Origin of the sequence: Protofrankia sp. CiP1_Cm_nod2, from assembly GCF_920664355.1 — a bacterium.
Taxonomy (GTDB): domain Bacteria; phylum Actinomycetota; class Actinomycetes; order Frankiales; family Frankiaceae; genus Protofrankia.
The window spans coordinates 1-13994 of sequence record NZ_CAKKTL010000136.1; the positions used below are offsets into that span (position 1 = coordinate 1).

General features: G+C 70.9%; 9 protein-coding genes and 1 pseudogene. 3 read left to right on the plus strand and 7 right to left on the minus strand.

From position 1 onward, the window contains the following. Together NBW84_RS15390 and NBW84_RS15395 are read left to right on the plus strand one after the other, a co-directional pair. Nucleotides 1–247: pseudogene (locus NBW84_RS15390) on the plus strand (phosphotransferase); the annotation flags it as partial. Between the two features lie 185 nt (nt 248–432). After that, complete coding sequence (locus NBW84_RS15395; protein ID WP_047225052.1) at nt 433–1161, plus strand: tyrosine-protein phosphatase; 729 nt, start codon at nt 433–435, stop codon at nt 1159–1161. A 63-nt stretch (nt 1162–1224) separates the two neighbouring features. On the opposite strand, the gene NBW84_RS15400 is transcribed toward NBW84_RS15395, so the two are convergent. Beyond that, the gene (locus NBW84_RS15400) at nt 1225–3744 is read right to left on the minus strand and encodes a hypothetical protein (protein WP_250285434.1); all 2520 of its coding nucleotides are present in this window, start codon (nt 3742–3744) and stop codon (nt 1225–1227) included. Nucleotides 3745–3785: 41 nt separating this feature from the next. Beyond that, nucleotides 3786–6848: a glycosyltransferase gene (locus tag NBW84_RS15405; protein WP_250285435.1), complete on the minus strand. Its 3063-nt coding sequence runs from the start codon at nt 6846–6848 to the stop codon at nt 3786–3788. Nucleotides 6849–7187: 339 nt separating this feature from the next. Here NBW84_RS15405 and NBW84_RS15410 point away from each other — a divergent pair, with 339 nt between their 5' ends. Next, complete coding sequence (locus NBW84_RS15410; RefSeq protein ID WP_200902567.1) at nt 7188–7691, plus strand: hypothetical protein; 504 nt, start codon at nt 7188–7190, stop codon at nt 7689–7691. A 109-nt stretch (nt 7692–7800) separates the two neighbouring features. Here the strand turns inward: NBW84_RS15410 and NBW84_RS15415 are convergent, their stop codons facing one another. The 5 genes from NBW84_RS15415 to NBW84_RS15435 form a co-directional block, all read right to left on the minus strand. Continuing rightward, entirely contained in the window at nt 7801–8370 is a 570-nt protein-coding gene (locus NBW84_RS15415) for a hypothetical protein (protein WP_250285436.1), read from the minus strand. Nucleotides 8371–8556: 186 nt separating this feature from the next. Then, on the minus strand, nt 8557–9075 hold the full coding sequence (locus tag NBW84_RS15420; protein ID WP_047225041.1) for a DUF4913 domain-containing protein: 519 nt from the start codon (nt 9073–9075) through the stop codon (nt 8557–8559). Then, nucleotides 9072–10895 (minus strand): TraM recognition domain-containing protein, encoded by a 1824-nt coding sequence (locus NBW84_RS15425; protein WP_250285437.1) that lies wholly within the window; start codon nt 10893–10895, stop codon nt 9072–9074. The genes NBW84_RS15420 and NBW84_RS15425 overlap by 4 nt, the downstream gene beginning before the upstream one ends. Then, the gene (locus tag NBW84_RS15430; protein ID WP_250285438.1) at nt 10892–12412 is read right to left on the minus strand and encodes a hypothetical protein; all 1521 of its coding nucleotides are present in this window, start codon (nt 12410–12412) and stop codon (nt 10892–10894) included. The genes NBW84_RS15425 and NBW84_RS15430 overlap by 4 nt, the downstream gene beginning before the upstream one ends. Before the next feature lie 14 nt (nt 12413–12426). Then, nucleotides 12427–13908 carry an SCO6880 family protein gene (locus NBW84_RS15435; protein WP_250285439.1) on the minus strand — a complete coding sequence of 494 codons (1482 nt, stop codon included), beginning with the start codon at nt 13906–13908 and terminating at the stop codon, nt 12427–12429. Nucleotides 13909–13994: the final 86 nt, after the last annotated feature.

The window sequence follows — 13994 nt, forward strand, 5'->3', positions numbered from 1 at the left end:
ACTACACGACATCCAGTTCCACGACGGCATGGTCACGGTGAGCTGCTCCCCGGTGCGCAAAATACTGGTCACCGGAGGCGCTCCGGGCGCGCAGGTGCTCGCGGGAGAATCGCTGACGAAGGGCTCCCTGCCCGTCGCGATGTTCGAACAATGCGGATACTGCCGGGTCACCGTCGAGGACAGGACCGGAGGACGCGCCTGGAGCAACCCGATCCGCCTGGAACCGGGCGGGGTCAAACGGTCGTAGCGACGCCCCGCCAAGCGGCACGCGGCCAGCGTGGGCGGCCTGGCGGCCACCCGGGAGCGGGATGCCTCGGCGACGCCGGAAGACGGGGATCACCGACCTGGTCGAGGGTGCGGGAGGCAGGAAAGGAGGACGTGGGAGCTGGGAGAACAGCGGCGGTCAGTGCGGGTCGTCGTAAGGTGACCCATGTGAGGAGACATATTGCGTTTGAGCGTCTGCACAACTTCCGGGATCTGGGTGGCTACTGGGCCGCTGATGGCCGCACGGTGCGCTGGGGCCGGCTGTTTCGTTCCGACTCGCTGGGTAAGCTGCGGGGCCAGGACTGGGATCGCTTCCTCGCTCTAGATATCCGTACCGTAATCGACCTTCGGTATCCCTGGGAGATCAAACGCAGTGGACGCGTCCCGCACTATCAGGGGCTGTCCTACCACAACCTGAGTATCGAGCATCAGCCGTATAATCAGGCAGGCCTGGACTCGGACGTCGAGCCCGCCCGTTTCCTGGCCGACAGGTACACCGAAGTCGCCCACGACGGCGTCAAGGAGTTGCGGCGTGCATTGAATATCATTGCCGACAGCACCGCTCCGCTGGTCTTTCACTGCCACTCCGGCAAAGATCGCACCGGCCTGCTGGCCGTGCTGGTTCTTGCTCTGCTCGGGGTGCACGAGGACGACATCGTCGCCGATTTTACCTTGACCGATCTAGCCACCGAACGCCTGGTCGCTGAATGGAACGCTGATTACCCCGACCTGACTCTCAGGTGGCCCGCCTACGGCCGCGCCCCTGCTGAGATCATGCGGCTCTTCCTAGCCGACCTGATTACGCGGTACGGGTCGGTGTATGGCTATGCCGCTGAGCAACTCGGCGTTGACGACGGCCTGGTGACAGCACTTCGTAGACAGCTATTGCATCCCTGAATCTGTCCCGCGAACCCGCGACCTGTGGGGGAAACTGAATATCGCCGTCCGTTACAGCACGCCTTATCGTCCGCGGCTGGGATCGTTGCGCTGCATTTTGGAGGGAGGACGGGGCTGCGGGGAAGAATCTGAATCAGTACGGCTGGGGTTGTTCCGGAGACTGCGGGGAAAGGCAAGCGCAGTAATAGTTGCAGGAGCGGTCGGGGATGACGACTCAAGCGCGGCCCCTTGTGAATTGAGCGAGACGGCGATCTTGGATCTGGGGGTACGCCAGGCCATGGGGGTGTCGGGGCGGTGGATGATCCAGTCGGTGTCGCGGAAGTGGGAGGAGAGGGCGCGGCCGAGCAGGGACGCGTCGAATGGTCCGCTGGACTCGAAGACGCCCAGGGACAGCGGCCTGCCCAACTCCCCTTCCCACCTGTTTGCCCACTCGGCCAGCGCCGAAAAGGCGCCCATCACCGTCTGCTTGTCAAGGTATCCGTGGCCGCCCATGAAATCGCCCGGGTACCGGTCGGAGTGATGGGCCCTCCAGTGCGCACGGGCGGCCCGAACCACGGCGGTGCTGTTGATGTCGAGGTCGACGTCGCTGGGCACCGGCTCCAGGCCGAGGCGCCACATGGAGTCGTACGGGCGGCGCAGGGGACGGTCCTGGCTGTCGCCGAACCACTCCCGCAAGCGCCGCGTCGCCTCCGGGCTGCCGACCAGGTCCTCCTCGCGCGGCAGCGTCTTGTGGATTCCGGCGAAGAAGACGGCGCCGGTCCCCTTGAGGCGGATGTCGACCTGGGACGGTTCGATACCGTCGCGCCGCAGCGCCTCCAGAATCTCCGTACCGAACCGCTGGTAGAGCGCCGGGGTCATGCCCATGGGCGCCTCGCCAGTAAGCATCCACTTGACCTGGACCGGGTTGATGCCGAGGAAGTCCAGGTCGCGCTTGGTGATGGCGTAGCCGGAGTCGTCCCGCGGCCACCAGCTTGGGAACTCCTCCTCGCCGTCGAGGATCCGGATGATCCGGCTGTCGAGCGGGTCGGCGGGGTCGAGCGGGGTCGTGATCGTGAGGGGCCGCCATCGGTCGCCGGCTTCCTGGAGAACCGGCGTCGGCCTTTCTGCCGTGTCGTTCGCCGGGCTCTCCGGCGCCTCGCCGGCGTTCGCCAGTGTTGTCGCCGCATCGTCTGCCAGGGTTTCCGCGGCGTCGTCCAGGACGGGGACGCCGATGGTGACGTTGCTCGCCGCGGTCTGCTCCGCGGCAGCCGCCGGGGCCTTGCCGGTGAAGACGCCATCCAGCGTGACTAGGCGGTCGCCCGGCAGCGTGACCAACTCCTTCTGCGCGAAGAAGCCGATGCCGGTTGTGGGGATGGACAGGATGTCCCGCGCGGGCTTGCGGTCGGCCAGGATCACGGCGCGGCCGCCGCGTTTCTCCAGCCAATCGGCGACGATCTGGCGGTCCGCCGCCCAGCTTGCCAGCGGCCGGTGGCGCGCTTCGAAAGTGTCGCCGACGTTCAGGCCGGCCCACTCTGGCTGTACCGATCCCTCTTGCCAGGTCAGTGCCCGATAGGCGATCACTTCGGTGATGCCGCGGCTGGCGAGGACCTCCTGGGTCAGCTCGTACTGGGTACGCAGGAAATCCCGCAGTGCGTTACGATTGTAAGCGAGTTCCCGGCTTACAGCGTCGCGCACCTTCGGGTTTGTCTGCCACTCCAGCACCCTGGTGAGGCCGAACTCCTCCTTGGCGGCCTCCTGCAGCGCCAGCACGCGCACGTTGTTGTTGGAGCCGTACGACCAGGCCCCCATCACCTCGCTGACCGCGATCCAGCGGACCAGGGTTTCGGCGCGCGGGTCGTCCATGCGCACCACCTTGTTCGGGCGGTGTCGGGGGTTGGCCAGGTCGAGTTCGTCGACGCGGAGGACGTCGGCCCCGATCGAGGGGTACTGCTCGTGGTGCGGCACGAGGACGTAGCGGCCGTCGCCCAGGCGGTGCCCCATGTTGGTGCCGACGACCAGGCCGAACGCCGCGAGGACGAGCTCGGGCGTCGAAGACCGCATCCGCGCGGCGATGGCCTGGATGGCGATGGTCTTGGCCTGGCTAGTGTCGGTGATACGACCGTCGTCGGTCAGCAGCGCCTCGCCGATTCGCTGATGGTCGATCCGCTCCTGCGAGCCCGGCGGCGGGGGCAGAGGGTAGCGCGGCTCGGGCGTCGACTCGGGCAGCGTGACGTGGTCACCAGGCGGTCTGGGCAGCAGCGGATCGGTTCCGGTCGCGTGCTCCGCGACCTGGCCGAACCGCTCCATAACCACGTCGTGCAGGTCAGGCCGACCGAGCTGCTCGAAGAGGGGGCGCAGGCTGTCGAGCTGCCGCCGCATGATCGCGATGTCGCCCGGGGGGATCGGGTTGTCCACCCAGGAGAACACGTGCGGCTCGATCTGCCGGTAAAAGGTGCGGACGAACGGGTTCGCGGCGTCCGGGAGGGGACCATGCGACGCGGCGCTGTCGCCGATCGCGATCAGGCTCTGCCATGCCCCGAGGACGAGCTGGTCGACAGTGACGCTGTGGGTGGCGGTCAGCGCATAGTGCAGGCCGAGGAACACGCCGTCGCGGGTCGCGGCCACCCCCCGGTCCGCCAGTTCGGTCAGGTTCTGATAGCGAGCGAAGGTCGGCTCACCAGGCATGTGGTCGGTGTAGACCTCGCGGAGCCCCACCGGGTGCGACAGCGGGACGCGGGCGCCCACCGCCCGGCCGACGTACGCGTCGAGCACCTTGACCCTTGCGTCCTCGGTCCGTGCGTACTTCTCATAGACGGCCCGGGGCCGTCGTCGAACGTGACCAGCTCCCTGTTCGCGATGCCATCACCATGGCCGAGCGTCCCCCTGGCGACCACGCGCGCGCCGGTGACCGGGTGCGCGGGCAGCGGGAGCGCGCTGGTGGGGGGCGTGGCGGCGGTGGTGGACGGCTCGCCGTTCAGCACGGCGTCGAGTTCAGCCTGGACGCTCGGCCAGTTCGTGGCGAAGCCGGGGTGAAGGTTCATGTTCTGGACCTCGGAGAGCGGGACCCAGGCCAGCGCCACGGACTCACCCTCGACCGGCCGGACCGGCACCCGCCGGTCGACCGAGACGATCACGGTGTCGTACGACCAGCCGCCGTGGTCGTCCCGGATGACCCGCTCGACGCGGACGTGGGCGGGATCGAGGTCGCTCTCTTCGGCGGTCTCGCGGATGGCGGCTTCCGCCGCGGACTCGTGGCTGTCGCGCGCGCCTCCGAGCAGCGCCCAGGTTCCCCCCTGGTCGGTGTCCGCTCCCCGATAATGCATGAGCACGTCCACCTGGCCGTCCGCGGCGCGGTATATGGGCAGCAGCCCGGCGGCGCCGAACCGGCCCCAGTGCGCGTGGCCCTGGGCGCAGTTCACCCAGCCGTCCCCCGCCATCGCGGGCAGCGCGGGCGCCTGGGGGCACGGCGCGCTGCGATCCGGCATCGCCTGGATCGCGGCGGCCAGGGATTCGGCCGCGCCCACCCACGTCGTGTTGGCCTCGTGCAGGAGCCGTTGCAGGGTGAGCGCGTTCTCCCGCGCCGTGGGAATGTCGAGCAGGATCTCCCGCAGCTTGTCGGTCCAGCGCGGAACGTCCACCTGGTCCTCGAAGCCCTGCTCGACCAGGCTGAGCCGGGTGATCTCGGGCGGGAAGCAGCCCGGGTCGCCGAAGAAGGCCCCAACGCCGCTCGTAGTGGGCAGGAGGACGGGCAACCCCGCGCCCGCGGCCTCCAGTCCGACCAGCCCAAAGCCCTCCGCCTGCGAGGGCATGACCATCACGTCGGCCTGCCGCATGTCGGCCAGGATCTCGTTCCGATCGATCGAGAACGGCTTGACCACAACCTCCCGGCCGGCGATGTTGGACAGCCGTTCCTTCACTTCCTCCACGGTCTCCTGAGCGGCGCCGCGCACGGTGAGCTGGACGTCAATACCCTCCTCCAGCAGTCGGCGGACCATGAGCGCGGCGTGGTGGGCCCCCTTCTGCGGGGCGTCGGCGCGGCCGACGAGCAGCACGTGGCGCGTCCGCTCCCCGTCCCAGGGCAGTAGCTGCTGCTCCTTGAAGGGCACTCCAGGGATGATCTGGTGGACGGCAGGGACGTGATCGCCCGGGTTGGTGGCGGCGAGCCGCTGGGCCTCGTTCTCCAGCACCGGGCCAACCGCCGCGACCATGTCGGCGGCGGCGACCATGCGGCGTTCGATGCCCTCGAACTCCACCTCCAGGTCCGGCCGGTTCGCCACCCGGGCGAGCGCGCCGGTCACCATGTGGATCACCTGGACGAACGGCGTGTCCGGGTACAGCTCGTTGCGCACCTGCAGCACCTCGGGGCCGGAGTAGCGGCTGTGTCCGATAATGGCGTCCACGTCGGACGGCAGGTCCTCGCCGTCGTACACAAGCTGTTCCTGCTCGCCGCGGTTGGGGTCATACCGCCGGGGCCCGATGAGGTGGATGCGGTCGCCGGAGGCGTCCGGCGGCACCTCGTGCCCGACGCGGACGAAGAGCTCGTGGCCGGCGGCCGCGAGCCCTTCGACGAGCTTCTGGTTGACGGCCACGATGCCGCCCCTGTGGGGGTCCCATTCGGTGCAGTAGGCGAGGATGCGCAGGCTGAACCGGCCGGCGTCGTGCCGCCGGGCCAGCTGCGCCCACTCCTCGACGAACTCCTGCCAGACCGCCTCACGGTCAGCGGGGTGCGCCTCGGCCAGGCGTCGCTGGTAGTCGTGGAGCAGCTGCTCGCGCTCCTGGACGTAGGCGGCCCGCAGCTCCTCGTCCGCGGCATCGACGTACCGCGCGCGCAGCGCCTCGCTACTCGTGGGGCCAGGCTGCGTGGCGGCGCCAGGTTGCGTGGCAGCGCCCGCCCAGGGCGGCGAGGGCGGGGTGTGTCCCCGGGGCTCGATGTCCCTGGCGGTGCCCGCGAGCTCGACCTTCCAGCGGGACCGCTCCTCGTCGGAACGGGCCGCCTCCCACTTGCGCGACAGCCACGCGTACTCGCGCATGCGGGCAAGCACGCACTGGTCGCTCCTCGGGGCCTCCTCCGGGACCAGGTGCTCGGGCACGACGCCCTGCTCCGAGCCCTCCTGGACGGTGGCGAGCTCCTGCATCATGTCCGTGATCTCGTGGAGCCAGGTGCGCGCAAGCATGTCCGTCCGTGCCAGCCGTACCAGGTGCGGGTCCTCGGCGGTGCCGGAGCGCACCTCCGTCTCCCCCATGTAGCCGGGTGCGGGGGTCTCCTCCACGGGACGGAAGTGCTGCGGCCCGAACGCCCGCGTCTCCACCCGCAGCACCGTGCCGTCCGCTACCCACTCAAGGGCGGTTACGTCTTGGTCGAAATCCGACAGGCGCAGATCTTCCTCAGCGCCGGCCCGGGCGATCTCCAGCGACACTGGCCGAGGATCAGTGACGACGTATGCAGTGCCGGCGATCTCGGGAGAGGTGACGGTCGTCCCTGGCCAGATGGAGAACCGGCGGCCAGGTCGGGTGTCGCGTCCACTTGCGGGGCCGGTGTCACGGCCGCCGTCGGCATGGGACCGCTGCAGAACGTCCAGTGCAACGCCGCAGCTCCCGCAGTGCGGGATAACCGTCCGCACGGGCAGGCCGAACAGGAACTCCCCCATGGCGCCGCAGCCAACGCAGCGGCCGGTATAGCGGTTGATCAGCTCGCCGTCCACGGTCACCAGACCGTTGTGCCAGGTCGTGTCGATGGAGTTCTGCTCGTGGCAGGGGTACAGATCGAGGTAGGGGTGGGTCTCGTCTCTGATGTGCGCGACCGCGAAGACACGAGTGCCCTCCTTGCTGGCTGCGGGCAGTGAAGCCGGTGACCTCGACCAGGGGGAGACTCGAGGATATCACTAAAAATTCAGCTATCATGATATTTAGAGAGAAAAATTATCTAATGGCGTACATACGACAATCTATGCCTTTGTTGTTTTTGCGTTGTTGAAGGGAGCGGAGAGCGGCACGGGCGTCGGGGCCGCGGATGGGTATCCATGACAGGCTGGGGAAGATGAGGAGCGATGTTGCAGGATGACGTGATCCGGGCCGAGTACACGCGGCTAAGGAACGCCGCGATCGGGGTGCTCGACGCGATGTCGGACGCGGAGAACCCATCGGCGCGAGTCGATGTCGCACTCCGGAATTTGCGTGCTGTGTTGAGCGGCGACACGCCGCGGCAGTCCGATACGGAGCGCGGAGCGCTTGATCCGTTCGAGCATTCGCTCGCGGCGAGGCTGTATGTGGGCCGGCAGGCGGAACCGATTCCTCTTCCGCAACGGGCGGCGGACCTGCGGCGGCGACTCGCCGGAGACCGGGGCCTGGATGAGCGGCTACCCGGCGAACTGTCCCGTAACGTGGTCATCACGGAGCTACGCGCGATGATCGTCGCCAGCCTGTTGAAGGAGCTGGCCGCCCGGCTTTCCCCGGGGGCCGCGTTCGGTCCCGGCCAGAGTGGCGATGAGCTGGCGCGCCTCGCCACGGACCTGGCCAAGGAGTTGCTGGACCAGACGTTTGTCGGTGAGTAGCGGTGAGTTCTCGGTCTTCTCGATTCTTCGCTGCTCTATGCCCCGCCTCATCTCCACGCCAGTCCGGTCCAGGCGGGGCGTCGCTAGGCCGGTCCCGCTCAGGCGGGGGTCAGATGTCGCGGAGGAAGGCCTCGGCTTGGCGGCGGAGGATCGGGGGGGCGGCGGACCAGACCGGGGTGCGCATCACCTCGCGTAGCTTGACCTCCTTCACTTCCCGGGGGGCGTCCTTGCGCAGGCCAACGTGTGGCCACATCTGGTCCAGGTTGTCGTACGGGAGATCCCAGGAGACACCGATGGTGGACTCGGGGATGCCGGGCGGCGGTGGAGGCACGACGAGGACCTCGTCGGCGGTGGCAGCGGGGGTGATCTCGATGAGCGTGAGGCCGAGCCGTTCGACGGCGTCGCGGAGCAGCACCCGGTGACCTTCGATGGTGTCGGTAGAAGGTGGTTCACCATCGAAGAAGAGGGCGAGCGCCCAGCCGGACTCGCTGGTGCGGGCGAGCTCCAAGACGAGGCGGGTGCCCGTGTCGTCGGTGAAGGAGCGGTGCGCGATGCTCCCCGCCGTCCCGGGGCCTTCGGTGCGGGGGGCTTCTTCGAGCCGGAGCGTGTCGAGCAGCCGCCGTAGCTGGTCGGCTGTCAGCTCTCCGTGGGAGAGCACCTGGAGGGCGGGCCAGAGCATGACGAAGATCCCTTCTTCAGCTTTCTTCAGACTGGGGCATCCGGGCCAGGAACGTCCCGACGATCTATTCATCTCTCGGAAATCCCGAAGTCTGGGCCGTTGGCATACAGATGATAGAGATGAGGATCAGTCTCAGCGGAGCCAGGTGGACGGCCGGTAGCCCGGAGGGCGGTGCCGTATGGCATGTCAGCTGTCCTCGCCGCTCGCCGCAGGGTTGAAGTGGCCGGGTGGGGTGGGGGTGACGGGTAGGGGGCGGTCGGGTTCGTGGCGGTCGGGGCGGCAGGCGCGGAACGGTCCGGAGGGTCCGCACAGGACTGCCAGTTGGGGGTCGAGCAGGGTGGTGTGCCAGGTGGCGATGCCGGTGTTGGGATCGGTGCGGGCGTGTTCCCAGGCCCGCCAGAGCGCTTCGAGGCGGATGACGGCTTCGAGGTGGTCCCACCATTGGGCGCACCAGCGGAACTCCCCGCCGGTTGAGCGGGGGTAGGCCACCCGGAAGTACTGCTCGACCCAGTCGGTGACGCCGGCGAACGCCGGTTCCAGGGGCTCCTCCTGGTCCTGGCTGCTGTCGCTGACCGCCGGGAGAGCAGTAACAGGGTCTGTGGCGGTAGTGCGGGCGTCGAGGTCGGCCAGCAGGGTTTCCAGGGAGCTGAGCCGGGCGGCCAGGTCCGCCAATGCGCCAGTCAGCCCGGTGGTGGGGTTGGTCATGGCGTCGTCTCCATTCCCATCTCGCTGACGGGGCCGGGTGCGGTGGGGGTGGCGTGGGCGGTGAGGGTGGCCATGGCCTGCGCGGATGTGGTGGTGATCGCGGTGGCGTGTGGGCCGGTGTACCAGGGGCGTAGGCGAACCGCGGCCGCGCGGATGCCGGTGGCGAGTAGTAGGGCGGTGCCCTTGGGCATGGCGCGGATGTCGGCGGCGTCGAGGATTCGCTGGCGGCGCAGCGAAACCTGGGTGGACGGGCCGCCGCGGCTGTGTGACACCGAGGAGATTTCGATGTCGTGTTCGCCGACGAGCCGGGAGAGGTCTTCGGCGTGTTTGGGGTCGTCGATGCCGGCGCCGACGAGTTTGATGGTGGCGGCGGACCACAGGGCGTCCATGCCCTGTTCTCCCCATACTCCGACGCCTTGCCGGTAGGACTGCAGGATCGTGATGGTGACCAGGCCGCGGGAGCCCAGGTGGGAGTACAGCCGGGGCAGGTCGGCGATTTTGCAGATGTTCGCGGCCTCGTCGAGCATGATCCGCATGGGGGGATCGAGGCGGCCGCCGGCGGCTTCGGCGCGGCGGACCGCGGCGCGCATGACCTGGTCGGTGAACGCCGCGACCAGCGGTGATGCCGCGCCTTCGTCGTCCTTGGACAGCAGGTACAACGTGTCGCTGCTGGCGGCGAAACGGTCGACGTCGAACAGCGCCCTTTTTCTGCCTTTTGTGTGGCGGTCGGCGGGTGGGGTGACCCAAGTGAGGATCTGGTCGTTGCGCAGGCAACGGGCGGCGGCCCGAGCGGTTTCGTAGACGCCTTCGCGGGTTTCCGGGGCGCCGGCCTGGCGTCCGCGCAGGCCGGCGGCCACTGCCCGGTAGCCGTGGTCGTCGAGGAGGTCGGCGGGCCGGGGGCTGGCGGAGTCGTTGAGCCATTCGTAGACGTCGATCAGGCTGCGGCCGCTGGTGGCGGCGGCCAGCAGCAGGCTGGCGAGCAGGTCTCCGGCGGCCGCGGCCCAGAAGTCCCGGGATGCCTGCCCGCCGCGGATCTCCTGGAGGAAGTGGGAGGCGAGCCGGTCGGCGTCCTCGACCCCGCGCACGGCGGTCAGGGGGTTCCACCACCAGGTGGGCGGGGTGTAGGCGATCTGCTGCGGGTCGAACACCCACACCCTGCCCCGTTGGGCGCGCAGGGCGGCGGTGGTGGCCCACAGGTCGGCCTTGTTCGCGGTGGCGACGACCGCGCCGGGGGCGTCGAGGATGACCGGGACGGCCAGCGCGGTGGTCTTGCCGGCGCGGGGGGCCATGACCGCGACCGCGACGTCCTCGTCCCAGCCGTACAGCGGGGTGCCGCCGGGGGTCAGGTCCCCGATCGGCCAGCCCCGGTCCGTCTCGGACAGCCGGGGCAGCGGGGCCAGGGAGGGGCGCAGCGCGCGGGCCCGGGCGGCCGCGCCGGCGGGGGTGAGGGCCGCCAGGTCGCGGGTGGTGGCCAGTGACGGGCCGGCCAGCGCCCAGCCGCCGGGCTGCCGGCGGGGCCGCAGCCGCCGCACCAGCAGGACCACGCCGGTCACGGCGGCGGCGGCGAACGCGGCGGTGAGGGTGAAAGTGACGGCCAGCCAGCCGGCGGGTACCCCGGGCCAGGTGGTGGCGGTGTCGGCGGTGGCCAACGCGGCGAGGAACCGGCTGCCGAAGCCGGGCACGTGCCCGCCGCCGAGGGCGGCGGCCAGGCGGGCCGCGGCCCAGATCAGCCAGCCGGCGGCGACCAGCGTCCACAGCGCGCCGACGGCGAGCCAGGGGGCGAGGAGCTGGCCGCCGCGGGGGCCGTGAGGGGCGCTCACCGGCGGATCGCCTGATCGGAGTCGTACAGGTCGGCTTCCCGGGGCCGCAGGGTCATCTGCACGGGGATACCCAGCCGCCCCCCGGTTTTGATCAGGTATTTGCCGCGGCCGGGGTGGCGGGCACCGGGCTGCCAGGAGTCCGGCGCCGACCAGGAGGCGACCAGGGCCCGTTCCGGGACGGTCAGCGGGGTGATCTGATGGACTCGGTCGAGTTCGCGGGGCGGCAGCCCCGCGCAGATCAGGATCGCGGAGCGGTCCACGAACCCTCGTGCCTTGGCCCGGTCCTCCTCCGTCGGCAGCGCGTCCAGGTCGGCCAGTGAGTGGGTCACCATCAGCGACGCGATGCCCTTGGCCCGGTTGAGCCGGGTCAGGGCGTCGGCGTGCTCGACCAGCCCGGGGGCGCCGCGCAGCGCCCGCCACAGCTCGTCCATGACGGCCAGATGGTGGCGGCGGGGCGCCAGGTGCACGTCGGCGAGGGCGGCGGCGGCGTCAACGACCCCGAATCCGTAGGCCCAGGTGCACAGCAGCGCGGCGGACAGCAGGGTGTCCCCGGCGGCGCCCACCCGGGAGATGTCGACGGAGACGGCGGGGGCGTCGAGATCGATGGAGGTGCTGGTGGGTCCGTCGAACACCCCTGCCAGTGATCCCTCGGTCAGCAGCGCCAGGGTGGGCACGAGCTCGTCGACGCGGGTGGCGTACGCCTGCGGGCTGGGGGCGCGGGCGGCGGCGCGCAGCTCGTCCGGCCCGGATTCGATCACGTGTAGGACGTCGGGCACGGTCGGGGCGGGCCGGCCGCGGTGGCGGTCTGCGAGCAGGTCGACGGCCCGGCCGAGGATGACTTCTTCGGCGTTGCCGATGCGGCTGCCGCGCACCAGGGAGGCCAGGGCGAGCAGCAGGGACAGCCGGCGGCCGCGGACCTCCCAGCGCAGGGCGGCGGCCTGCTCGGCGGGCAGGCGGTCCCATGCCTGCCCGAGCGGGCCGGCGTCCAGCGGGTTGATCCGGTCGAGGCCGCGGCCGACGCGGATGACCTGCCCGCCGAGGGCTTCCACGTGCCGGGTGTAGTCCGGTTTGGTGTCCCCGAGGATGAGGGTGCGGGTGCCGAACGCGGCCATGCCGGTGATCAGCCGGTGGGCCAGGGCGGTCTTGCCGGTGCCGGGCTGGCCGAGCAGGAACATGCCCGGGTTGGTGACCAGGCCGGCGTCCGCCCACAGCAGCGGGTCGAGGCAGACGACCTCTCCCCACAGCAGGTGCCGACCGATCGGGACGCCGAGGGCCGGGGAGCCGCCGCCGGCGACGAACGGGTACAGCCCGCAGACCTGCACGGTGGTGCCCTGGTATTCGATGGTCTGTTCGACGTGGGCGGCGCGGCCCGCGCCGGGGGTTTTCCACCCCCAGGCCGGGGCGACCGGGCCGGCATCCGCCGCGGTGACTACGGCGCCGGGGGCCGGTGACGGCGGGGCGGGGGGTGGTGGGGGCGCGGTGAGGGTCTGCTTCCGGGTAGCGTGACGCGGTGACATCCCGATCTCCTGGGTCAGTGGGGCCAGCGGCGGGAGAGCACCGGTGGGCAGATCCCACACGGCAGGGTGGTGGCGAACCCGGCGGCCTGACTGCCGTACATCCGCCGCAGCCGGATCTTGGACTCGTCGGCGCGGGACTCCACGTCCGCCACCGCCACCGGCAGCTCGGCGGCGTCGAGCACGGTCGTGGTCACGTACAGGGACATCAGGGTGACGCCGGCGCCGAGAGCTTCCTCGGCGGCGGCGCGGTGGGCGCGCTGGGCGTCGGCGGTGTCCCGGGCGGTGGCGTCCCGGCCGGTCTGGGCCCGGTAGGTCGCCCGGAACGAGGCGGCGGTGACCTCCCGTTCCAGCACGCGGGCGGCGTCCCCGGCCGAGAGTGGCCGGTAGAGCAGGGTGACCCGTCGTGGCCACCGGCCCGGGGCGATCAGCCGGGCCAGCACGTGCGCGGGGACCTGCTGGCGGGGGGCCTCCCGCCACGACCACGACACCGAGCACGCCCCGTCGTGGTCGTACTGGCCGCGGGACTCCACCGCGGTGACCGGGCCGGCCTCCGCCCAGTTCAGCAGGTCCGGGCTGTCACCGGCGAGCATCCGGTTGATCTCTCCGCGGGCGTGCGGGTCGTAGGCGGTGCGTACCACCCCGACGATCATCGCCGCGCTGGCCCGGCCCAGCACCGCCACCCCGCAGGTGCCGAGGGAGGACTCCAGCCCGGTCAGGGTATGACCGAACTCGGCCGCGGTCGCGGGCAGATCCGCCGGCCGGGACGGCGCCAGCCGCGGATCGAACGTGAGCGACACGTAGGTGTCGACGTCGGCGGCCGCGGCCGGGGCGGCCGCGACGAGCTCGCCCATCAGCTCGGTGGCCAACGGCGGGGCGTCCGCGGCGAGGCGGGCGGCGACGCTGTCGGCCAGGGTGGAGCCGGGATCGGGGGCGGTGGTGACGGTGACCGCGACCCAGCGGATCGCGGGAACGTAACCGAGACCGGCCAGCCAGCCACCCCAGTTGGCCACCCAGCCGTCGGCGTCGACGGGGTCCGCCAGCCAGGTCGAGGCCGGGGCCACGGCCAGGGTGGCGGTCACCAGCCCGCTGCGGCGATCCCACACCAGCCCGTAGTCCCCGCCGGCACCGTCGTCGGCGGACACCAGCGTGGTGGGCGCCAGCACCCCGGGCAGGGTCCACGCCTGGGGATGTTCGACCGCGAGGGCGGCGTCGAGCCGGTCGTAGCCGGCGCGGCGCGCCGCCGCCCAGCGGGCCTGCTGGACGAGCAGGTGTACCAGCGGGATGCCGTCCCACCGCGCCCACATCCCCCCACCGACCACGGCGGCGGGCAGCAGCAGGATCCCGGCAGCCAGCGGGGAGAACGCCGCCACGATCATCAGCAGGGCGAGGGTGGCCAGCAGCCCCAGGGTCTGCGCGGACGACAGACCGAACAGGCCGACCTGCTGGCTGCGCCGCCACCCCCCGTAGGTACGGATCCGCGGCTCGTTCTCGCTCACGGCCGGCCGCCCCCGGCCGGCGGTGCCCCGCCCCCGGCCGGCGGTTCCTGCCCGGTCACGGCGTTCCCGGCCGCCCGGGCCGCGCC